Source organism: Pseudomonas sp. SD17-1, from assembly GCF_029201585.1.
Taxonomy (GTDB): Bacteria; Pseudomonadota; Gammaproteobacteria; order Pseudomonadales; family Pseudomonadaceae; genus Aquipseudomonas; species Aquipseudomonas palmensis.
The window spans coordinates 3056512-3078606 of record NZ_CP104044.1 but is presented as its reverse complement, the minus strand read 5'-3'; the positions used below and the strand labels follow the sequence as shown (position 1 = coordinate 3078606).

The 22095-nt window shown below is 67.1% G+C and carries 21 protein-coding genes; 14 read left to right on the top strand and 7 right to left on the bottom strand.

Annotated elements, in window-relative coordinates:
* Nucleotides 1-27 precede the first annotated feature (27 nt).
* The 7 genes from N0B28_RS13980 (at nucleotide 28) to N0B28_RS13950 (ending at nucleotide 6110) form a co-directional block, all read left to right on the top strand.
* Nucleotides 28-1380, top strand: coding sequence for a D-serine ammonia-lyase (locus N0B28_RS13980; RefSeq protein WP_275726822.1), 1353 nt, complete (start codon nucleotides 28-30; stop codon nucleotides 1378-1380).
* A 14-nt stretch (nucleotides 1381-1394) separates the two neighbouring features.
* Nucleotides 1395-2333 carry a DNA-binding transcriptional regulator DsdC gene (dsdC, locus tag N0B28_RS13975; protein ID WP_054914605.1) on the top strand — a complete coding sequence of 313 codons (939 nt, stop codon included), beginning with the start codon at nucleotides 1395-1397 and terminating at the stop codon, nucleotides 2331-2333.
* Nucleotides 2334-2370: 37 nt separating this feature from the next.
* A complete protein-coding gene (locus N0B28_RS13970) occupies nucleotides 2371-2868 on the top strand; it encodes a VOC family protein (RefSeq protein ID WP_275726820.1) in 498 nt (165 codons plus the stop codon).
* A gap of 161 nt (nucleotides 2869-3029) precedes the next feature.
* The gene (locus N0B28_RS13965) at nucleotides 3030-3746 is read left to right on the top strand and encodes an AzlC family ABC transporter permease (RefSeq protein ID WP_043861363.1); all 717 of its coding nucleotides are present in this window, start codon (nucleotides 3030-3032) and stop codon (nucleotides 3744-3746) included.
* A complete protein-coding gene (locus tag N0B28_RS13960; protein WP_043861362.1) occupies nucleotides 3736-4044 on the top strand; it encodes an AzlD domain-containing protein in 309 nt (102 codons plus the stop codon). The genes N0B28_RS13965 and N0B28_RS13960 overlap by 11 nt, the downstream gene beginning before the upstream one ends.
* Nucleotides 4045-4169: 125 nt before the next feature.
* Complete coding sequence (locus N0B28_RS13955; protein ID WP_275726814.1) at nucleotides 4170-5144, top strand: quinone oxidoreductase; 975 nt, start codon at nucleotides 4170-4172, stop codon at nucleotides 5142-5144.
* Between the two features lie 27 nt (nucleotides 5145-5171).
* Nucleotides 5172-6110 carry a LysR family transcriptional regulator gene (locus N0B28_RS13950; protein ID WP_100632808.1) on the top strand — a complete coding sequence of 313 codons (939 nt, stop codon included), beginning with the start codon at nucleotides 5172-5174 and terminating at the stop codon, nucleotides 6108-6110.
* Nucleotides 6111-6113: 3 nt separating this feature from the next.
* Here the strand turns inward: N0B28_RS13950 and N0B28_RS13945 are convergent, their stop codons facing one another.
* Nucleotides 6114-7595 (bottom strand): PucR family transcriptional regulator ligand-binding domain-containing protein, encoded by a 1482-nt coding sequence (locus N0B28_RS13945; RefSeq protein ID WP_275726812.1) that lies wholly within the window; start codon nucleotides 7593-7595, stop codon nucleotides 6114-6116.
* A gap of 176 nt (nucleotides 7596-7771) precedes the next feature.
* On the opposite strand from N0B28_RS13945, the gene N0B28_RS13940 reads away from it, so the two are divergent.
* The 4 genes from N0B28_RS13940 (at nucleotide 7772) to N0B28_RS13925 (ending at nucleotide 11562) form a co-directional block, all read left to right on the top strand.
* Entirely contained in the window at nucleotides 7772-8803 is a 1032-nt protein-coding gene (locus tag N0B28_RS13940; RefSeq protein ID WP_116054260.1) for an ABC transporter substrate-binding protein, read from the top strand.
* Nucleotides 8800-10206: an FAD-dependent oxidoreductase gene (locus N0B28_RS13935; RefSeq protein ID WP_054914599.1), complete on the top strand. Its 1407-nt coding sequence runs from the start codon at nucleotides 8800-8802 to the stop codon at nucleotides 10204-10206. Before N0B28_RS13940 ends, N0B28_RS13935 begins: the two co-directional genes overlap by 4 nt.
* 9 nt (nucleotides 10207-10215) lie before the next feature.
* Nucleotides 10216-10563 carry a cupin domain-containing protein gene (locus tag N0B28_RS13930; RefSeq protein WP_043861356.1) on the top strand — a complete coding sequence of 116 codons (348 nt, stop codon included), beginning with the start codon at nucleotides 10216-10218 and terminating at the stop codon, nucleotides 10561-10563.
* Between the two features lie 105 nt (nucleotides 10564-10668).
* A complete protein-coding gene (locus N0B28_RS13925) occupies nucleotides 10669-11562 on the top strand; it encodes an AraC family transcriptional regulator (RefSeq protein ID WP_054914598.1) in 894 nt (297 codons plus the stop codon).
* Nucleotides 11563-11627: 65 nt separating this feature from the next.
* Here the strand turns inward: N0B28_RS13925 and N0B28_RS13920 are convergent, their stop codons facing one another.
* The gene (locus N0B28_RS13920) at nucleotides 11628-12338 is read right to left on the bottom strand and encodes a hypothetical protein (protein WP_275726809.1); all 711 of its coding nucleotides are present in this window, start codon (nucleotides 12336-12338) and stop codon (nucleotides 11628-11630) included.
* A 44-nt stretch (nucleotides 12339-12382) separates the two neighbouring features.
* Entirely contained in the window at nucleotides 12383-12925 is a 543-nt protein-coding gene (gene thpR, locus N0B28_RS13915) for an RNA 2',3'-cyclic phosphodiesterase (protein WP_058540122.1), read from the bottom strand.
* A 125-nt stretch (nucleotides 12926-13050) separates the two neighbouring features.
* Between thpR and N0B28_RS13910 the strand changes: the two genes are divergently transcribed.
* Nucleotides 13051-14073, top strand: coding sequence for a hypothetical protein (locus N0B28_RS13910; RefSeq protein ID WP_043861353.1), 1023 nt, complete (start codon nucleotides 13051-13053; stop codon nucleotides 14071-14073).
* Nucleotides 14074-14082: 9 nt separating this feature from the next.
* On the opposite strand, the gene N0B28_RS13905 is transcribed toward N0B28_RS13910, so the two are convergent.
* Nucleotides 14083-15156 (bottom strand): NAD(P)-dependent alcohol dehydrogenase, encoded by a 1074-nt coding sequence (locus tag N0B28_RS13905; protein ID WP_043861352.1) that lies wholly within the window; start codon nucleotides 15154-15156, stop codon nucleotides 14083-14085.
* 319 nt (nucleotides 15157-15475) lie between these two features.
* Between N0B28_RS13905 and N0B28_RS13900 the strand changes: the two genes are divergently transcribed.
* A complete protein-coding gene (locus tag N0B28_RS13900; RefSeq protein WP_043861351.1) occupies nucleotides 15476-15805 on the top strand; it encodes a hypothetical protein in 330 nt (109 codons plus the stop codon).
* Nucleotides 15806-15839: 34 nt separating this feature from the next.
* Nucleotides 15840-17462, top strand: coding sequence for an ankyrin repeat domain-containing protein (locus tag N0B28_RS13895; protein ID WP_275726804.1), 1623 nt, complete (start codon nucleotides 15840-15842; stop codon nucleotides 17460-17462).
* Nucleotides 17463-17529: 67 nt separating this feature from the next.
* Here N0B28_RS13895 and N0B28_RS13890 read toward each other — a convergent pair whose 3' ends face one another.
* Genes N0B28_RS13890 through N0B28_RS13880 form a run of 3 tightly spaced genes read right to left on the bottom strand, consistent with a single transcriptional unit; the run spans nucleotide 17530 to nucleotide 22057 of the window.
* Entirely contained in the window at nucleotides 17530-19116 is a 1587-nt protein-coding gene (locus N0B28_RS13890; RefSeq protein WP_275726802.1) for an aldehyde dehydrogenase (NADP(+)), read from the bottom strand.
* 31 nt (nucleotides 19117-19147) lie between these two features.
* Nucleotides 19148-20704: an altronate dehydratase family protein gene (locus tag N0B28_RS13885; RefSeq protein ID WP_058540127.1), complete on the bottom strand. Its 1557-nt coding sequence runs from the start codon at nucleotides 20702-20704 to the stop codon at nucleotides 19148-19150.
* A gap of 30 nt (nucleotides 20705-20734) precedes the next feature.
* A complete protein-coding gene (locus N0B28_RS13880; protein ID WP_054914592.1) occupies nucleotides 20735-22057 on the bottom strand; it encodes an MFS transporter in 1323 nt (440 codons plus the stop codon).
* Between the last annotated feature and the right edge of the window lie 38 nt (nucleotides 22058-22095).

Genomic DNA, 22095 nt, shown 5'->3' with positions numbered 1-22095 from the left:
ACTACCGTCACTTTTCTGGAGAACCGCATGATTCACGACAAGACCCTGGACCAGTGGCAGCACAGCCACCCCTTGATCGCCGACCTGGTGCGCCTGCAACCGACCACCTGGTTCAACCCGGGCCTGGCCCCGACAGCGCAGGCGCTGGGCGACGTGCCGCTGACCCTGGCCGATGTGGACGACGCCAGCGCGCGGCTGGAACGTTTTGCCAGCTACATTGCCTCGGCCTTCCCGCAGACGGCGGTGAGCAAGGGCATCATCGAGTCGCCCCTGCTGCCGTTGGCGCAGGTGCAGGCCGCGCTGTGCGCCGAAGCGCAGGTACCCGTGCAGGGCGCGCTGTGGCTCAAGGCCGACAACCTGCTGCCGATCTCCGGCTCGATCAAGGCGCGTGGCGGTATCTACGAGGTGCTCAAGCATGCCGAAGACCTCGCATTGGCGGCGGGCATCCTGCAGCCTGGGGATGACTACGCGAGCCTCGACAGCGACCGCGCGCGGGCATTTTTCGGCCAGTACAGCGTGGCGGTCGGCTCCACCGGCAACCTGGGCCTGTCCATCGGCATCATGAGTGCGCGCCTGGGCTTCAAGGCCAGCGTGCACATGTCGGCCGACGCCCGGCAGTGGAAGAAGGACCGCTTGCACAGTTGTGGGGTGGAGGTGATCGAGTATGCGTCCGACTACAGCGTGGCGGTGGAGCAGGGGCGCCAGCAGGCCGAGGCCGACCCGCGCTGCCATTTCGTCGATGACGAAAACTCCATCAACCTGTTCCTCGGCTACGCGGTGGCGGCGCGTCGCCTGCAACGCCAGCTCGAGGCGGCGGGCATCAGGGTGGATGCCGAGCACCCGCTGTTCGTCTACCTGCCATGCGGCGTTGGTGGTGGCCCTGGCGGGGTGGCATTCGGTCTGAAGCAGATCTTCGCCGACGCGGTGCACTGCGTGTTCGCCGAGCCGACCCATTCGCCCTGCATGCTGCTGGGGGTGTACACCGGGCTGCACGAGCAGGTCAGCGTGTACGACTTCGGCATCGACAACCGCACCGCCGCCGACGGCCTGGCGGTGGGGCGCCCGTCCGGGTTTGTCGGGCGCTCCATGCAGCGCCTGATCGACGGCTATTACACCGTTACCGACGAGCAGCTGTATCGGCAACTGGCGCAACTCGAAGCCATCGAGGGCCATCGCCTGGAACCCTCGGCGCTGGCCGGGCTGCCGGGGTTCCTGCGGGTGACCGGGGAACGGCAGGGCTATCGCCAGCGCCTAGGCCTGAGCGCGCAGCGCCTGGCCAATGCCACGCACCTGGTGTGGGGCACCGGCGGCAGCATGGTGCCGGACGATGAAATGCAGGCGTATCTGGCGCAGGGCCGTACACTGCTGGCCGGACACTAGCGGAACCTGCCCCGATGCTGAACCTGCCCCCGCGTTTGAGCGCACGCCTGAACAGCTCGCAATTTGCCAACCTGCACACCTTTCTGGTGGCGGCGCGGCACCTGAGCTTTGCCCAGGCAGCCGAGGAGCTGTGCCTGACCCCCAGCGCGGTGAGCCACCGTATCGCCCGCCTGGAGCAGGCCCTGGCGCTGCGCCTGTTCGAGCGGCTGACCCGGCGCATACGCCTGACAGCCGAGGGCGAGCGGGTGTTCGCGATACTGCAGGGGGTGATGGAGCAGCTGGGCGATGCCCTGGAGCCATCGCCCGAGGCAGAGCTGCGCGGGGCGGTGGCGTTGTATGCGCGCCCGTCCGCAGCGCAATGCTGGCTGGTGCCGCGCCTGGCCGACTTCCACCAGCGCTACCCGAACATCGCGCTGGACGTGCGGGTGGGCAACGATGCGGTCGACTTTCGCACGCACAACATCGACCTGGCGCTGCTGTACGCCAATGGCGAGTTTCCCGGCCTGGTCAGCCATGCGCTGATGAGCGAGACCATCGCCCCGGTGTGCAGCCCGCGCTATGCCGAGCTGCACCAGCTGTTCGACAACCCCGCCAATCTGCGCCAGTGCACTTTGCTGCACGATGCACTGGCCTGGGAGAACGCGGTGTTCGATGCCGAGTGGCAACTGTGGGCTGGCCAGCAGGGGCTGCTGGACGCCTTGCCGCAGCGCGGCCTGACCTTCGATCGGTCGGACCTGTGCGTGACGGCGGCCATCCACCACGCCGGTATCGCCATCGGCCGCCAGCGCCTGGTGCAGGCGCGTATCGACCAGGGCGAGCTGGTGCTGCCGTTCGGCGGGTTTTCCCAGCCGGGGCGCTATGACTACTTTCTGGTTCACCCGCCGCGCGACCCGTTGCCCCGGCGGGTGCAGGTACTGATCGACTGGCTCAAGGGTTGCGCCGCGGGCGACTAGACTGCAGAGGTCTGTCGCTTTTCTGTGGAGAACCACGATGAACAGCAAGAACACGATCTGCCTCTGGTACGACGGCGCGGCGCTGGAGGCTGCCACCTTTTACGCCAGCATCTTTCCCGACAGCGCGGTGGGCGCCGTGCACCATGCCCCCGGTGACTTCCCTGCCGGCAAGCAGGGCGATGTGCTGACCGTGGAGTTCACGGTCATGGGCATCCCGTGCCTGGGCCTCAATGGCGGCTCGGCCTTCCATCACAGCGAGGCGTTCTCGTTCCAGGTGGCCACCGACGACCAGGCCGAGACCGACCGCCTGTGGCAGGCGATCATCGGCAACGGCGGCCAGGCCAGCGTGTGCGGCTGGTGCAAGGACAAGTGGGGGCTGTCGTGGCAGATCACCCCGCGCGCGCTGACCGCCGCGATCACTCACCCCGACCCGGCTGCGGCCAAGCGTGCCTTCGACGCGATGATGCAGATGGACAAGATAGACATCGCCGCCATCGAGGCCGCCTTGCGCCCCCAGGCACCGACGCGAGAGTAAATTCGCCGACAACTGCACAACAGGCTTTGTGACGCGCGTGTGTGCGGGCATAGTAGCGCCCGCACGCCAGCGCGCGCGTGCGTCACTATAAAACGAGCGGTTCGGCATGCGCCCCTTCGGGCCGGTGCATGACAAGATCGCCACACGAAGGAGGCTGTGCCTTGTCAACCGTAGAGAAGCATCTATCCAGGCTCGCGTGGAGCGACGTCTGGGCTGGCTTCAAGCAACTCTTGCCGATTTCCCTGTTCGTCGTGGTGTTCGGTGTGGCCTTCGGCCTCGCTGCAGCCCAGACCGGGCTGGGGGACGCGGCGACCCTGCTGATGAGCGCACTGGTGTTCGCCGGCGCCTCGCAGTTCGCCGCGCTGGAACTGTGGGGCGAGCAGGTACCGCTGGTGCCGCTGATTATCACCGTGTTCGCCATCAATGCCCGTCACCTGCTGATGGGCGCCACGCTGTACCCCTGGCTGCGCGAGCTGCCCACTGCCCGGCGCTACGGCGTGATGCTGGTGGTGTCCGACGCCAACTGGGCGATGGCCATGCAGGCATTGAACGCCGGCAAGCCGGGCCTGGGCCTGGTGCTGGGCGGCGGTATCGCGCTGTGGTCGGCGTGGTGCCTGGGCAGTTGGCTGGGGCTGCATTTCGGCAATGCGATCCACGACCCGGTCAGCCTGGGCCTGGACATGGTGATGGGCTGCTTTCTGCTGGCGATGGTGCTGGGCGGGCACAAGAGCCTGCGCATGCTGATGATCTGGATCGTGGCGGCCGGTTCATCGCTGCTGGCCTACTGGTACCTGCCGGAGAACAGCCACGTGGTGGTGGGCGCGCTGGCGGGCGGCATTCTGGGTGTGGTGTGGATGGAGAACAAGCATGAACGTTGAAACTGCAGGCGCCGGCACGCTGCTGCTGGTGGTGATCATGGGCCTGGTGACCCTGGCCACCCGTTGGGGGGGTGTGTTCGTGATGTCGTTCGTGCCCATCAACTACCGCGTGCAGCAGTTCATCAGCGCGATGTCCGGCTCGGTGCTGGTGGCGGTGCTGACGCCGTTGGCGGTGAACGGCGACAACGGCGCACGCCTGGCGCTGCTGAGCACGGCGGTGGTGATGCTGCTGGTGAAAAAGCCGCTGCCGGCGATTGCGGCAGGCATTGTGGCAGCGGCGCTGGTGCGGGCGCTGTAGGGGGCCGAAGGGCATGTGGCATTGCTGCATCAGGTGCACATATGTTCGGCAATGGCGCTGTATTGTCGTTTACGGGTGCGCTAATTAGCCTTTGCAGACCTTCAACCACTGCAAGAGGCAACATCATGGTGACTTCAATCACGCTCCAGGCGGTAGGCGCCCCCGAGGTGATGCAGCTTCAGGCCGGCGCCGTGCAAGCGCCAGGCCCGGGCCAGGTGTGGCTTGAACAGGCCGCGATCGGCGTCAACCCGCTGGACATCAACCAGCGCAAGGGCACCGTGCCGATTGCCTTGCCGTCCGCGCTGGGCCTGGAAGGTGCCGGCACCGTGCGGGCGCTGGGGGCGGGCGTGACCGAGGTGGCCGTGGGCGACCGTGTGGCCTATGCCACCGGGCCGCTGGGTGGCTATGCCAGTGCACGCCTGTACCCGGCCGAGCGCCTGGTCAGGCTGCCCGCTGCCGTGTCGTTCGAAGACGCGGCTGCCGTGCTGTTCAAGGGCATCACCGCCCAGTACCTGCTCAAGGCGAGCTACCCGGTAGGCCCCGGCACGCGTGTGCTGATCTACGGTGCGGCGGGGGCGGTAGGGCAGATCATGGTGCCGTGGGCCAGGCACCTGGGCGCCCATGTGATTGGTGTGGTGTCCAGGGCGCAAAGCGTCGAGCGCGCCAAGGCGGCCGGCTGCAATGCGGTGCTGGTGTTCGACGCAGCCACGTTGGCGGCCCAGGTGAGCGAGCTGACCCAGGGCCACAAGGTCGATGTGGTCTACGACTCGGTCGGCCGGGTGAGCTGGGAGGCGTCGCTGGACAGCCTGCGCCCGCACGGCACGCTGGTGTCGTTCGGCGCCACCAGCGGCGCGCCCCCAGCGGTCGAGGTGGGCACGCTGAACGCCAAGGGCTCGCTGTTCCTCACCCGGCCGTCACTGGCGGCACATACCGCCAGCCCCCAGGAGTACCAGCAGCGCGCGCAGGATGTGCTGGATGCACTGGCGGCGGGTATCATCCAGCCGCACATATGGCAACGCTACCCCCTGGCCGACGTGGCCAGCGCCCATGCTGCCATCGAGCAAGGCCGGTCCCAGGGGGCGGTCGTGCTGATCCCCTGACCGACGCGCACGAGGCCGAACTCACCGATGGACCCTTTCGACAGCCGTCAGGCCGATGAATTTGCCACCTTGCTGGCGCTGCACGAGCACGGCTCGTTCGCTGCCGCCGGCCGGGTGCTGCAACGCCATGCCTCGGTGCTGTCCAAGCGCCTGGCGGCTCTGGAGCAGCGCCTGGGTATCCGCCTGGTGGAGCGAACCACCCGGCAACTGCGCTTCACCGACGAGGGCACGCGGCTGGTGGAGCGCCTGCAGCATGCCGCCAGCCTGATCAGCACGGCCGAACTCGAGGCCTGCAACGGTGCGGCGCAGGTGCGCGGGCGTCTACGCGTGGCGCTGCCGGGGGCGATGGGCCGGCGCTGGCTGAGCCCGCTGGTGGCCGGGTTTTCCCTGGCCTACCCCGAGGTGACCGTCGACGTCGACTATGCCGACCGCTTCGTCGATATCGTGGGCGAAGGCTTCGACGTGGCCGTGCGCGTCGGCGAGCTGGCCGACAACCGGCTGGTGGCGCGCAAGCTGTGCGAGCACACGCGCATCCTGTGTGCTGCGCCGGCCTATCTGCATCGTCACGGCGCACCGCAACGGCCAGCCGACCTGGCCGGGCACAATTGCCTGGGTTTCAGCGGCTTGCGTTCGTTCCCCGACTGGCGCCTGAACGGGCAGGGCGGGCAGCAGACGGTGCGGGTGCAGGGCAGCCTGATCAGCAATGACAACGAGGCACTGCTGGCGGCGGCGCGCTGCGGCGTGGGGATTCTGGCCGGTGGCGACTGGATGATGCACCAGGACCTGGCCGAGGGGCGCCTGGTGCGCGTGCTGCCCCAGTGGCAGCTGGACTCGGCGTCGGGCATCTACCTGATGCGGCCTTCGGCGCGCTTCACCACGGCCACTACCCTGGCGTTCAAGCACTGGATGGAGGCGGCCTTTGCCAAGGGGGCGCCATGGCAGCACGCTGGGGCGTCTGCCGCCTAGCCCTCAGGCCAGCCCCGCCATGCGCGCCGCGCGCAAGGCGAACCACAGCGTGGCCACGTCCTCGGTACTGTCCAGCGAGCGGCCGGTGATCTCTTCGATGCGGCGCATGCGGTACACCAGCGTCTGCTTGTGCACGTGCAGCTGCGCGGCCGCCGCCAGCCACGAGCGGTTGTGTTGCAGAAACACCTGCAGGGTGTGCAGCAGCTGGGTGTTCTGCTGGCTGTCGTAGTCGGCCAGCGGGCCCAGTACGTTGCGGAAAGTACGTTCGGCTTCATCCAGGCTCTGCGCCAGCCACGGTACGCTGGCGCCGGCCTGGGCGTAGGTCACCAGCGGTTGCGCGGCGCTGGTGTGGGCCAGTGCCAGGCGCGCCTCGCGCAGCGCCTCGACACTGCGCCCGGCGTGGCCCAGCGGGTTGCTCACCCCCAGCGGCGCCTGCAGTTGCGCCTGCAGCTGCGGGATGCTTTCGGCGGCGCCGAGCACGATCAGGTCATCGCCCTGAACCCGAATCAGCACGCGACGACCCTGGCGTTGCAGGGCTTCGTCGCAGGCCGCCGGTGACACCCCGGCGGCGCGGCCGAGCAGCAGGCAGGCCTGTTCGGCGCCGATGTCGAAGGCGGCCAGGCGCTGTTGTGCCTGATGCGCCGGCAGACGCTGCTGCAACAGATCGTCCAGCAGCTCGGAGCCCAGGCGCAGGTTGCGCTCGTTGTCGACCCGCAGGCGCTCCAGCTCGATGCCCAGCACCGCCACCACGTGGTGCAACAGGCCGTAGTCGAGCAGCCCGTCACCTTCGGCCACCAGCAGGCAGTCGGCCTGGGACGGCAGCGCCATCACCAGCAGCTCGCCCGCCTCCAGCGCATGGCGCTGCACCACCGGCCGGTTGCCCGAGGTGTCGCGCTGGCGGGCTGCCAGCCATTGGCGCTGGCTTGCCGGCAGGCCGCCCAGTGCGTCGCGCCAGGGCGCCAGCGAGGCGGCGTCGAGCAGGGTCAGGCGCGCCTGCACGTCCTTTTCCAGGCGCTTGAGCAGTGCGCCCAGGCCCAGCCCCTGGATGCTCATGCGGGCACTTTCGTAGACCCGGGTGATGGCATTGCGGCGCGCCTGCTCCTCCTGCTGGCCGGCATCGACGATGGCCCGCGTGACGGCGGCGAAGGGCACGCCGTAGTGGGTGAACATCACCGCAAAGCCCAGGGCGTCGGCCCGCTCCATCAAGGCCTCGAGGTTGGCCGGGGCCTGCATGTTCTCGCCGATCATCATGCCCGCCAGGCCAGCGGCCGCGAGGTTTTCCACGTACGCGCGCTGGGCATCGGCATCGGTGGGTATGCCGATGCCGGTGGTCATCAGCAGGTCGGCGTCGCCCAGCCATTCGCTGGGCTCGGCCAGTTCGCACACGTGGGCCCAGCGCACCGGCTTGCCCAGCCCTCCGGCACCGCTGATGACGCGGGTGCGCAGTTCGGGCAGGGCGATGATGTCGCTGACAGACAGGGCCATGGGGCAGCTTCCGGGGCAGGGTGACGGCCAGTGTAACCGGGCATGGCGCGCCTTTGAACGGCTTTGTACGAACGTATGAAGGTGCGCGGCTGAATCTTGTTTGCGTCTGATTGTGGCGGCCCGGCTGCGGCTCGACACTTGGCCTACTGAGCCATCCCGACCCGGAGAACATAACAATGCACAAGAATCTGGCCTTTTCGCTCACCCTGATCGCTGCCGCTGCGTGCAGCACATCGGCGCTGGCCGACCTCACCGTGGTGTCCCACGGCGGGGCCAACAAGGCCGCACAGGTGGCGGCCTTCTATGACACCTACCAGGCACAGACCGGCACCCGTATCGTGGCCGGCGAGTTCAATGGCGAGATGGCCAAGGTCAAGGTGATGGTCGATACCGGCAGCGTCTCGTGGGATGTGGTCGAGATGGAGTTGCCCGAGCTGGCACGCGCCTGTGAAGAAGGCCTGCTCGAAGAGTTCGCCCCCGACCCGGCCGTGGCCGCGCAACTGCTGCCCGGTGCGGTACAGCCGTGCGGCGTGGGCTTTTTCGTGTGGTCGACGGTGATCGCCTACAACGCCGACAAGCTCAAGGTGGCCCCCACCAGCTGGGACGACTTCTGGAACCTGGAGAAATTCCCCGGCAAGCGCGGGCTGCGCAAGGGCGCCATGTATACCCTGGAATTCGCCCTGCTGGCCGATGGCGTGCCAGCGGCCGATGTCTACACCTTGCTGGCCACCCGTGAAGGCCAGGACCGCGCCTTCGCCAAGCTCGACCAGATCAAGTCGAGCATCCAGTGGTGGGAGGCCGGCGCCCAGCCGCCGCAATACCTGGCCTCGGGCGATGTGGTGATGAGCTCGGCCTACAGCGGCCGGATCAGCGCGGTGCAGAGCCAGACCCCGCTGCGCATCGTGTGGAATGGCGGCATCTATGACATGGACGCCTGGGCCATCCCGCGTGGGGCCAAGAAGCGCGACGAAGCACTGAAGTTCATCAACCACACCCTCAAGGCCGAGCAGCAGAAGGGCTACGCCGAGCAGATCGCCTACGGGCCGGTCAACCGCGAGGCCCTGGGCCTGCTGAGCGAGCAGCGGGTCAGCGAGCTGCCCACCGGCAGCCCCAACCTGCAAGGCCAGTTGCCGATGAACGCAAGCTTCTGGGCCGACCACGGCGAACTGCTCGAACAGCGCTTCAACGCCTGGGCGGCACGCTCATGAAACTGACCCCCAGCGCACCGCTCAAACGCAGCTACTGGCTGGAAAGCGCCGAGCCCAGCCTCAAACCCGGCCCGGCGCTGCAGGGCGAGCACGACGCCGATGTGGTGATCGTCGGTGGCGGCTTCGTCGGCCTGTGGACCGCCCTGACCCTCAAGGAACATGAGCCGGATATCCGCGTGATGGTGCTGGAGCAGGACGTGTGCGGCGGGGGCGCCTCGGGGCGCAACGGCGGCTTCGTGATGTCGTGGTGGCCCAAGGTCGGCACCCTGGCGAGCTTCTGCACCCCGGAGCAGGCGCTGTTTCTGGGGCACAGCGCCGAGCGGGCGATCAGCGAGCTGGGCGAGTTCTGCCAGCAGCACCAGATCGACGCGCACTTTCGCCAGAAGGGCTGGTTGTGGACGGCCACCAGCCCCGCGCACATCGACACCTGGAACGCCACGCTGGCCGCCTGTGCCCGCCTTGGGGTGACGCCGTTCGAGCGGGTGCCGGCTGCCGAGGTGGCGCGCCGTTGTGGCTCGAAGGTGCACCTGGCCGGCGTGTTCGAGCGCAGCAACGCCACCGTGCAACCCGGCGCCCTGGTGCGCGGCATGCGCCGGGTGGCGCTGGAGGCGGGGGTGGTGATTGCCGAGGGTACTGCGGTCAGCGATATCCAGCCCGGCACACCGGTGCAGGTGCTGACCCCGCAGGCGCGCATCCGTGCCGGCTCGGTGGTGCTGGCCACCAATGCCTGGGCGGCTGCCTTGCCGCAACTGGCGCGCCTGATCACCCCGGTCAACAGTTCCATCGTGCTCACCGAGCCGGTGGCGACCCGCCTGGAACAGATGGGCTGGACCGGCGCCGAGTCGATCACCGATTCGCAACTGATGGTCGACTACTACCGCACCACCGTGGATGGCCGTATCGCCTTCGGCAAGGGCACCGGGGCGATAGCCTACGGCGGCAGGATCGGGCCGGTGTTCAGCCACGACCCGGGCAGCATCGCGCTGACCGAGGCCGACCTGCGCCGTACCTACCCGATGCTCGATGACGTGCGCATCACCCATACCTGGTCGGGGCCCATCGACCGCACCTACGACAGCCTGCCGACCTTCGGCGGCCTGGGCGAGCAGGGCAACATCCACTACGGCATCGGCTGGAGCGGCAACGGCGTGGGCCCCAGCCGCCTGGGCGGGCGCATCCTGGCCAGCCTGGCCCTGGGGCGCAAGGATGCCTGGAGCACCTGTGCGCTGGTGGGGCGCAACTGCAAGGCCTTCCCGCCGGAGCCGCTGCGGTATGTGGGCGGTTCGCTGGTGCGCAACGCCGTGATACGCAAGGAGCGCGCCGAAATGGCCGGCCACACCGCCGGCCGTCTCGACTGCATGCTGGCCCGCCTGGCTCCGGCCGGGCTTGAAGACAAATCCTGAGGACTGCACATGAACCCTGTACTGATTCACCTTGAAGACGACACCGCCTTCGGCCCCAGCGCGGCAGTCGGCGCCCCCCTGGGCGAGCCGGTGGCCATGGCGCGTACCGCGTTGCACCAGGAGCTGGCCGGGCAGGGCGCCAGCACCGGCTTGTGGGAATGTACGCCGGGGCGCTTCCGGCGCCAGGTGGTGCAGGCCGAGTACAGCTATATCATCAGCGGCGAGGGTAGCTTCACCCCCGAGGGTGGCGAACCTATCCCGTTCGGTGCCGGCGATGCGCTGTACTTTGCCGCCAACAGCCAGGGCACCTGGGACGTGCGCCAGACGGTACGCAAGACCTACCTGATCCTGGGGTAATGCTCCGATAGTCATGCCTGATCCTCCGGGATCGGGCGTGCGGTAGTGGCGGTGGGCAGCGAATCTGCGATGATGCGCGTGTCTGATCCTCTGATGCGGTACCCCATGCAGCTCACCTGCCACGCCGATGCCAATGCCACGCTTTGCGCCCTGATCCAACCCCTTGCCACCCGCCCGGGCCCGGTCGACACCCACCTGCCGCAGGTGCAGGTGTTGTCCTGGAGCCACTACGTGGCGAGCAGCCCGCAGATCTACGAACCGAGCCTGATGATCCTGGCCCAGGGCAGCAAACTGGCCCGGCTGGGGCCGCGCACCCTGGAATATGGGGCTGGCCACTACCTGGTGCAGGCACTGTCGGTGCCGTTCATGTGCGAAACCTTCGCCACCGAAGATGAACCCCTGCTGGGCGTGTCGGTGGCGATCGACCGCACGGTGCTGAGCGAACTGGTGCAGAGCATGGGGCTGGGGGCTGGCCAGGTGGTGGCGGCGCAGACGCCCGAGTCCATGACATCAGCGGCGCTGGATGCGCCGATGCGCGAGAGCGTGGAGCGGCTGCTGCGATGCCTGCACGACCCGCTGGAAAGCCGGGTGATGGGGGCGGCGCGAGTGCGCGAGGTGTTGTACGTGGCCTTGCGTGGGCCGCAGGCCGGGGTGCTGCGGGCGCTGGTGGAGCAGCAGGGGCATTTTGCGCGCATCGCTGCAGCCCTCAGCCATTTGCGCGAGCATTACGCCGAGCCGTTGAGCGTGGAGGCGTTGGCGGGGCGGGCGAACATGAGTACCTCGACGTTTCATGAGCACTTCAAGCGCTGCACGTTGCTGTCGCCGATCCAGTACCTCAAGCGGTTGCGTTTGCTCAAGGCGCAGCAGATGTTGATAGGCGAGGGGTTGGGTGTGGCGCAGGTGGCGCATCGGGTGGGGTATCAGAGCACGTCGCAGTTCAGCCGCGAGTACAAGCGGCATTTCGAGCGCAGCCCGGGGCGGGAGCAGGCTTATCTCTAGGGAGGCGAGCGCGTTTCGCTCGTTCGCCGGCAAGGCCGGCTCCTACAATAGAGGTGGGCCACTCCTCATTCGGTGTAGTAGTAGCTCTTCAGGAACCGGAACTCATGCGCCTGCGCCTCGCACCACTGGGCAAACCCCACCGACTGATCCCCCTGCTGATACACCGCCCAGGCCTCGAGCATTTCACGCAGGCTGCACACTTCACCATCAATGTAACTGCGGGTCGTCTCGGCCTCGATCAGCCGCGCCAGCGCACTGGCACGCGCAAGCTTCGTCGCCGCAACGGTAACGTCACCCAGAAACACCGACTCATGCAGGTGATGAACCATGAAATCAACCTCGCCCAGCTCATCCAGCGCCAACTGCCGCAATGCCACCTGATCCTGCGGGTCGTGCGCCAGTGCCGCCTGGAACCACGCCGACTCGCCCGTCAGCTTGCCCATCCAGCGATAAGGCTCGGCCAACGCCGGGCCCTCGTCGCACCAGGCTCGCAGCACCTGCCTGAGGTAGCGGGTCAAGGCATGCGACAACAACTGGTGCGCACCATTGTTGCTGAAGGCAAGGTCGGCAATCTCGCAGACAATCGCCCGCTGCTGGCCCACCTCCCGCTGACGCGCACCGTCGAGAAACTCGTCCAGCGCCTTGAGCGCCGGCTTTTTCAGGCCCTGTTCGCGCAGCAGGCAATACCGCGAGAAACCGGCAAAGCCTTCACGGGAGGCATAGACCTCGCCAATGCGCCTGAGGCCTTCGAAGTTGTCCTTGTTCCAGTAATACATGCTCTTCCTTGCCATTCAGCGCCGACACCACGGTCGGCAGGGGTTCACGCCAGCGGCCACTGCGCTATCGGCTTGTAGCGGCCGCCACTGGACTCGAACAACACGAAATCGTCGATGTTCAATCTGAACGCCGGTGGCTCCGGCGTCTCCGGTACATCACCCGGGTAGTCGCGCACCAGCGTCAGGTGCGCACGAAACTCACGCACGCTGTCTTCCACGCCCAGCGGCAGCAACGCCTGCTGCAGGGCATACACCCATTGACGCAAGGCCACCGGCGTCTGCATGGGCTCCAGCACCAGTGCATCAGCGCGGTGCCATGCGACCAGCCGGTCCAGCTCCAGGCGCAGCGGGCCTTCGGGGCGCGGCACCGCCGCCATGGCGTCGCACAGCGCAGGCAGGCGCGAGACGCCGACTTCCCCAAGGAACATCAGCGTCAGGTGAAAATTGGCCGCAGGCACCGGACGACCACGGGTGATCCCCAGTGTGCTGCGCCATTTGCCGATGGCCCGGCATTGCTGCTCGGTACAGGGCAGGGCGATGAACAGGCGCTTGAACGGCTCGCCCGGGGTTCGCAGTTCACCTCGCATGGAAGCTCCCTTGAATGTGTGCAGGTGCCGACAGGGTACCGAGCAGCGCCGACCAAGGCCAGCCGTGGTTCCCGCGCCGCTCGCTATACTCCAGGCAAGCGCTTCACTGTACCGGGGGGCCGACCTTGAACCAGCGCATCCTGCTCGCCCTCTGCACCCTTGCACTGTTGCTGGCCATCGGCGGTTGCGCCCGGTCCCGGCCGACACCAGCGCCGCAACCCCCGGTGGTGCTGTCCCAGGCCGCCTGGCAACGTGTCGATTGGGACATCATCGATGCCTCCGAGGGCGCCAGCCGTTCCGCCCAGGACTATGCGCGACGCTCCATGAAGGTATGGAAAGACGCGGTGCACGCGCGCACCGAGGCGGACTTCATTCCGTGGTTCACCGGTTACTGGACCCAGCAGTGGCTGACCCTCAAGGTGGCCTGGTACAAGGTCAGCAAGAACCAGCAGACCGCGCCCGGCGAGGACCGCCTGGCGCTCTACCTGCAGGAGCAGTACCGCGAACGGGTGCTGGAGCCGGTGGCCAGGGAAATCAACCCGCAGCTGATCCGCGAGCGCGCCACCCAACTGTACGTGCAACTGCTCGGCCAGCAGCTGCAAGGTATCGGCCAGCGCTACCGCGCCGCCCCCGACCAGTTCGCCCTGCACCTGAACCGCATTCCCGCCATCGCCCTCGGCCCGCCGGCCGCACGCGACGCCTCGGTGCATCAGCTGATCACGGCCCAGCCACTGCTGACCCTGCCGGCCTACCTGGCGTTGAACGAGCAGATCCAGAAGGCTGCGGTGGCGGCAGGCCAGGCGCCGTCCGACACGGGCCTGTCGTCGGTGGCCAAGCGCGCCAGCGCCCAGCTCGAAGCAACACTGGTGCCGCGCGGCGCGGCCAGCGCGGTGGCGGCTGCGGTGGGCAAGGCGGTGGGGGCGCTGATCTCGGTGGCCTCGGCGGGCATCGGCGCGATGATGCACGAAAGCGAGCGCCCGGCCATGGTCGAGCAGCTGCGGGTAATCCTCAATGTGGCGCTCAATGAGGAATGGCAGGGCCTGATGCAGAACCCCGCCACCGGGGTGATGGCGGGGGTCAATGCGCTGTCGGGGCAGATCCGCGACAGCCTGGTGCTCAGCAGCGGCTTGCCGGCGATGCAGCCCTGATGGCGGTGCTCATGGAGTGATCGCGACTTTCATCACGCCGTCGCGCTGGTGCGCGAACAGTTCGTAGGCCGCCTCGATGTCGTCGAGCTTGTAGCGGTGGGTCACCAGCGGCTTGAGGTCGACGCTGCCGCTGGCCACCACCTCCATCAGGCGGCGCATGCGCTCCTTGCCGCCGGGGCACAGGGTGCTGACGATGCTGTAGTCGCCAAGCCCGGCGCCAAAGGCCGACAGCGGGATGGTCAGGTCGGAGGAATACACCCCCAGGCTCGACAGCGTGCCGCCCGGGCGCAGGATGCGCAGCGCCGACTCGAAGGTCGACTGGGTGCCCAGCGCCTCGATGCTCACGTCTACGCCACGGCCGTGGGTGAGGGCCATGATCTGGTCCACCACGTTGCCCTGCTTGAAGTCCACCACATGGGTGGCGCCCAGTTGGCGGGCTACCGAAAGACGCGCGGGCACGGTGTCGACGCCGATGATGGTGGTGGCGCCCATCAGCTTGGCCCCGGCCACCGCGCACAGGCCGATCGGCCCCAGGGCGAACACTGCCACCGTGTCGCCGATACGCACGCCGCCGCGCTCGGCCCCGGAGAACCCGGTGGACATGATGTCGGGGCACATCAGTACCTGTTCGTCACTCAGCCCGTCCGGGATCGGCGAGAGGTTGGCCATGGCGTCCGGCACCAGCACGTATTCGGCCTGGCAGCCGTCGATGGTGTTGCCGAACTTCCAGCCGCCGGCCGGCTTGAAACCGTGCGGCGTGCCGGGGCCGTCCTGGGACGAACAGCCACACAGGCAGGCATAGCTGTGGCCGCTGGGGGTGATGGCGCCGGCGATGACGCGCTGGCCCTCGGTGAAGCCCTTAACCTGGGCGCCGAGCTTTTCGATGATGCCGACCGGTTCATGGCCGATGGTCAGGCCCTTTTCCACCGGGTACTCGCCGCGCAGGATATGCACGTCGGTGCCGCACAGGGTGGTGGTGGTGATGCGGATCAGGGCGTCCGAGGGGCCGACCTCGGGGATCGGTTTTTCATCGAGCACGATGCGGTTCTTTTCGACAAAGATTGCAGCTTTCATGCGGGCCATGGTCGTTTCTCCTCAAGGGGGTACACGCGCAACTTCATGGGGCAGGGTGCGCCTGCACGGGCGGCGGGCTGTTGATCCGGGTCAAGCTGATGAGCATAGGCCATGGCGGGGCTCATCTGTGTAGGAAACAAATCACCGGGTTCCCAGGCTATTTTCATCATCATTTGTTTTAAAACAGATAGTTAGGCAAATAATCTAAAGTTGTTTGTGAGGTGAACTTAAATTGTAGGACAGGGTCATAGGTTGCTCATGCTGGCAGGTTGATATGAAAGTGCCAGCGTGCAACCCACAAGACAGATACGTGCTAAGGACTCGGTTAATGAAAATCATCAAGACGCTGGTGCTCACCTCGCTGTTCGCCGCCCTGGCCGGCTGCGGCAGCGATGCCATCGAAGGCAAGTTCAACGTGCAGGCCAGCGTGATGGGCTTCAAGAGCAACGTGGGTACCGCAGAGCTGGACGAGGACTACATCACCCTGCTGGGCGACAAGTACGAGATCGACGAGTGGAAGCGTGACGGTGACACCGTCGTCGCCCGCGACAAGAACGGCACCGCAGTGATGAACGCGCGCGTTGAAGACAACGGCAACCGCCTGGTGGTGCTGGACGGCGGTGAGCTGGTCAGCATGACCCTGACCCGCATCAAGTAACTCTCCACGCCACATTCAACTCCAAGGACGTTCTGTGAAAAAAGTACTGGCTGTATCAGGCATGGCCGCGTTGCTGGCTGGCTGCGGGTCGAGTTACCAGTGGGACGAGGTCACCACCTCCAAGGGCAGCAAGGGCAAGCCCACTGCCATCTATGTGGACAAGAAGACCAAGGAGCCGGTGTCCGGCACCATCATCTGGAAGGAAGGCGACACGCTGATCTCCGAGTTCAAGGTCAAGAACGGCAAGGTCCAGGGCGACTGGGTTACCCACAATGCCGACGGCTCGGTGGCTATCGAGGCGCAACTCGATGACGGCCAACTGACCGGCACCACGACCGTGTATTGCAGCGGCGGCGAGAAAAAGCCGCAGCAGCGCATCGTCATCGCCGGCAAGAAGCAGACCGAGAGCCAGTTCGACTGCGCCAGCGGCCTGCAGACCCGCGAACAGGTCACGGTGCACGAAGAGGGCAGCAAGCAGAACGGTCGCACCCTGGCCCAATCGGCCTGGCGCGTGGTCAATGGCGAGCAGGTGCCGGCCGTGGTCGCCAACTATGACAAGGACGGCAGCGGCCAGCTCGATGGCGTGCAGGAAACCTTCTACCCGACCGGCCAGTTGCAGGAGCGCAAGCACTACAACCAGGGCAAGCTGGAGGGCCTGCAGGAGGAGTTCGTGCTGCTCGACGACGGCACCTACCGTCTGCGTAAGGTCACTGCCTACAAGGATGGCCAGCGCGATGGCGATTCGATCCAGTACTTCGCCTCGCCCGACTGGCCGGAAAAGACCGTCGAAAAACGCGAAACCTACGCGGCGGGGCAGGACACCGGCAAGACCGTGATCTACCGCGAGCTGGATGTGCAGGTGCTGGTGCCGTACCAGGACGTGCCGCCCAACCACTACAAGCTCAAGGAAGCGCTGGCCGGCAAGTCTACCCGTGACGGCTACGTGGCCGATGTGGAGTCGCTCAAGTACCTGCTGCAGGCCTCTGACATCGACCTGAACAAGCCGCTGATCGCCGAAGCCGAGCTGCCGGTCCACTATGTGGCCGAGAATGCCTACGACATGCTGGTGAGCCTGGGCGCCGACCCGCTCAAGACCACCGCAGAGGGCAATACCCGGCTGATGATGTGCCTGAAGAACGCGTGGCGCGACTGCTCGGACGCGCACTTCGACCAACTGCTGGCCTTGTCCAATGCCAAGACGGCCAACCTGTTCGGCAACACGCCGCTGCACGAGCTGTGCAAGAGCAACAGCCTGACCAAGGAGCGCCCGGAACTGGGCCAGCGCCTGATCGCCAGCCAGGACATCAACGCGGTGAACTACGCGGGCCAGACTGCCTTGCACTACTGCATGACGCAGCGTGACAAGACCGTGGCCAATGCGCTGATCGCGGCCGGTGCCGATCTGGACAAGGCGGACTATTCGGGCGTTACCCCGGTGCAACTGGTGTTCCTGCGCGACCCGCGCCTGGGCCGTCAGAAGCAGGTGAGCTGGGACGCGGCGCGTATCCAGTACGTGGGCGGGCTGCTGGGCAAGTCCACGTTCAACTTCGAAGCGCCGTTCCCGGGCTTCGACAAGAGCCTGAAGCAGCTGATGATCGAAGCCAGCGATGCGCAGAGCGCAATGCTGGTTGACAGCCTGGCTGCCAACAAGGGTTGACCCCAGTCGCCGGGAAGGCTGGCCCCTGCAGGTGCAGGAGCCGGCCTTGCCGGCAAAGGCGCCCGCATCAGGCGCCGACAGCCTCGCGGCTCATGACGCCATCGACCAGCCGCTGGATTCCCAGCGGATTGGCATTCTGCAACGCTTCGGGCAGCAGTGCATCGGGGTAGTTCTGCAAGCACACCGGGCGCAGGAACCGATCGATCGCCAGTGAACCCACCGAGGTGCCCCGGGCATCGGACGTGGCCGGGTACGGTCCGCCATGCACCATCGCATCGCACACCTCGACCCCCGTCGGATAGCCATTGAGCAGAACTCGCCCGACCTTTTCCACCAGCAACTCACCCAGCCAGCGGTATTCGAGCAACTCGGCCTGCTCGCCGATCAGGGTGGCGGTCAGTTGTCCGCGCAGCCCTTGCCATGCCAGCGCCAGCTGCGCATCGTCCTCTACCTCGATAACGATGGTGGCTGGGCCGAACACTTCTTCCTGAAGCAAATCATCACCTTGCAGCAACAAGTTCACATCGGCCTTGAACAGCTGGGGTTGCGCCTGGCGCCCGTTCTGCGCGGCCCCTGCCAGGTGCGTGAGGCCAGGATGGCGGTGCAGGTGCTCCAGCCCCTTGGCATAACTGGCCAGTGCCCCGGCATTGAGCATGGTCTGTGCAGGCTGTTCGGCCATCTGTGCGACGAAGGCGTGCACAAAGTCACTGAACGCCGGCGAGCGCACGCCGATGATCAGGCCGGGGTTGGTGCAGAACTGCCCGCAGCCCAGGGTCACCGAACCGGTCAGCTCGCGGGCGATGGCCGCCCCACGCACCTGCAGCGCCTGTGGCAGCAGGATGACGGGGTTGATGCTCGACATCTCGGCGAACACCGGGATCGGCTGCGGGCGCTCGGCGGCCATTTTGCACAGGGCGTTGCCGCCCTTGAGCGAGCCGGTGAAGCCCACCGCCTGGATCGCCGGGTGGCGCACCAGCCATTCCCCCACGCCTGCGCCATAGATCATGTTGAATACCCCCGCCGGCATGCCGGTGCGCTGCGCAGCGCGCAGGATCGCATCGGCCACCCATTCGGCGGTGGCCATGTGCCCGCTGTGAGCCTTGAACACCACCGGGCAGCCGGCGGCCAGCGCCGAGGCGGTATCGCCGCCGGCCGTGGAGAAGGCCAGCGGAAAGTTGCTGGCGCCGAACACCGCCACCGGCCCCAGGCCGATGCGGTATTGGCGCAGGTCCGGGCGCGGCAGTGGCTGGCGCTCGGGCAGCGCGCGGTCGATGCGTGCCCCGTGGAAGTCGCCACGGCGCAGCACGTTGGCGAACAGGCGCAGCTGCCCGCTGGTGCGCCCGCGTTCGCCCTGGATGCGAGCAGCGGGCAGGGCGGTTTCGCGGCATACCGTGGCGATGAAGTCATCGCCCAGGCCGTCCAGCTCGTCGGCGATGGCATCGAGAAATTCGGCGCGCCGCGTCGCAGGCAGGGTACGGAACTGCGGGTAGGCGCTGGCGGCAGCCTTGGCGGCGGCGTCCACTTCTTCGGCAGTGGCCTGGATGAAGGTGCACGCCAGCGCTTGGCCGGTGCTCGCATCCAGGCTCTGCAGTACGGTGGTGCCGGCAGCGCTGCGCTGGCCGGCGATGTAGTTGTGGCCGAGAACAGAGGTCATTGCGGGGTCCTTGTCGGTTGAGGGCAGGGGCTCAGGTGATGGCGCCGATCTGCCAGGGCACGAATTCGTTCTGGCCGTAGCCATGTTGTTCGCTCTTGCTGCGTTCGCCCGAGGCAATGCGCAGCATCAGGCGGTAGATGTGTTCGCCGCGTTCCTCGATGGTGGTGCTGGCGTCGGCGATGCCGCCGCAGTTCACGTCCATGTCGTCTTCCTGGGTTTCCCACAGGCGGGTGTTGGTGGCCAGCTTGATCGAGGGCGACGGTGCGCAGCCGTAGGCCGACCCGCGCCCGGTGGTGAAGGCGATCAGGTTGGCGCCGCCGGCGACCTGGCCGGTGGCCGAGATCGGGTCGTAGCCGGGGGTGTCCATGAACACCAGGCCGTGGGCACGCACCGGTTCGGCGTATTCGTAGACGTCCATCAGGTCGCTGGAGCCGGCCTTGGCCACGGCGCCCAGGGATTTTTCGAGAATGGTGGTGAGCCCGCCGGCCTTGTTGCCGGCCGAGGGGTTGTTGTTCAGTTCGGCGCCCATGCGCTCGCAGTAGGCTTCCCACCAGTGGATGCGCGCGATCAGCTTTTCGCCCACTTCGCGGCTGACCGCACGGCGCGTGAGCAGGTGCTCGGCGCCGTAGATTTCCGGGGTTTCGGACAATATCGCGGTGCCACCGGCCGCTACCAGGCGATCCACCGCATTGCCCAGTGCCGGGTTGGCGGTGATGCCCGAATAGCCGTCGGAGCCGCCACATTGCAGGCCGACGGTCAGGTGCCTGACGCTGACCGGCTCGCGACGTACCTGATCGGCTTCGGCCAGCAGCGACTTGACCTGGGCGATGCCGCTGGCAATGGTGCGCGTGGTGCCGCCGGTGCCCTGGATGGTGAAGGTGCGCAGGGTGTGGCTGCTGTTCAGGCCCTGGGCGGCCAGCAGGTCGGGGATCTGGTTGGTCTCGCAGCCCAGGCCGATCATCAGCACCGAGGCGAAGTTGGCATGCACCGCGTACCCGCCCAGGGTGCGCTGCAGCATCGCCAGCGCCTCGCCGCCGGGGTCGACCGCGCAGCCCACGCCGTGGGTCAGGGCCACCACGCCGTCCACGTTGGGGTAGGGCGCGAGCGCCTCGGGGTGGATGTCGCGGCGAAAATGGTCGGCGATGGCGCGTGCCACGGTGGCCGAGCAGTTCACCGAGGTGAGGATGCCGATGTAGTTGCGCGTGGCCACCCGGCCGTCGGCGCGCACGATGCCCATGAAGGTATCGTCGGTGGTGGCCGGTGTGCCCCTGGCGTCCACGCCGAAGGCGTAGTCGCGGGCAAAGTCGCCCATGGCCAGGTTGTGCACGTGCACATGCTCGCCGGCGGCGATGGGCTGGCTGGCAAAGCCGATGATCTGCCCGTAGCGGCGCAGCGGCTGGCCGGGGGCGATGGCGCGCACCGCCACCTTGTGCCCGGCCGGGATGGCCTGCAGCACCTCGATGTGCTCGGCCTGCAGGTGCAGGCCCTTGGGCAGGGGCTGGCGGGCGATCAGCACGTCGTCCAGCGGGTTGAGGCGGATCACGGCATTGGCGGCGCTGTCGCTGCCTGTTGTTGTAATGAGTTGCATCTCAGTCATCTCCAGAGGCGTGGGCCGGGCTTACGCCAGGCCGCGCTCGCGATAGTCGATCAGGCCGGAGAACAGCATCAGGCCGAAGGCCATGACCACGAAGAAGATCAGGGCCAGGAAGTAGGAGCCGGTGAACTGCACGATCAGGCCGATCAGGATCGGCACCAGTACGCCGACCATGTTGCCGCAGAAGTTCATGCTGCCGCCCAGAATGCCGGCCTTGGACTTGCCGCCCAGGATCGCCGGCAGGCACCAGTACATGCCGCACCAGCGGATGAAGAACAGCGCGACGCACAGCAGGGCGATGACCCGCGCGGCATCCGGGGTGTAGGCCACCAGCAGGATGCACAGGGCAGCCACGGCGGCGGAGCCTGCGAACATGCTGCGCATCACGGTGTTGGGCTGGCCACCGCTGGCTTTCCACTTGTCGGCGATCCAGCCGCCGATCAGCTCGCCGACGAAGCCGCACATGAAGATCAGGAAGGTGGCGCCGCCCATGGCCTTGATGTCCAGGTTGTGGGCCTGGTGCAGGTAGCTCGGCATCCAGGTCAGCAGGCCGTAGAACACGCTGTTGTAGCAGGCGTAGCCGGCGAACATGGCCAGTACCGAGCGGCTCTTGAGCAGCTCCTTGAGGATCGCCTTGCGCCCGTTGCCGTCGCTGGCCACCGCGTTGGCCTGGTTGATGTAGTCCAGCTCGGCGGCGTTGACCTTGGGGTGCTCGCAAGGGTGGTTGCGGATGTACCACCAGGCCCAGATGCCGACCACGATGGTGCCCACCCCGGCGATCACGAAGGCGATGCGCCAGGAGTCGAACCAGGTGATCAGGCCGGCGATGATGATCGCGCCGAATGCGGTGCCCAGCGGCGCGCCGCCGTCCACCAGGGTGGCGCCACGCCCACGCTCGTTGGGGGTCAGCCAGGCGCCGTTGAGCTTGGCCCCGGCCGGCATGATCGGCGATTCGGCCACACCCAGGCCGACGCGGGTGATCAGCAGGGTGATCCAGTTGTGCGCGCCGCCGGCCAGTGCCTGGAAGGCGCCCCAGCCGATGGTGGCGGCGCCGATGATGTTGCGCACCTGGAAACGGTCCAGCAGCATGCCGCTGGGGATCTGCATCAGTGCGTACGACCAGAAGAACGCGCTGAGAATCAGGCCTTCCATGGCCGGGGTCAGTTCGAATTCCGCCGAGATCAGCGGCAGCGCCACCGACAGCGAGGCGCGGTCGATGTAGTTGATCGCGGCCAGCAACAGCAGGATCAGGAAGATGCGCCAGCGCACGGTGGTGGGCCGCTGGGCATCGGTGGCAGCCAGGGCAGGTGCCGGGGCGGCCTGCAAGGAGGTGTCTTTCATGCTCATCTCACTCTTATGGTTGTTATGAAATGCCGCGGCGGCGC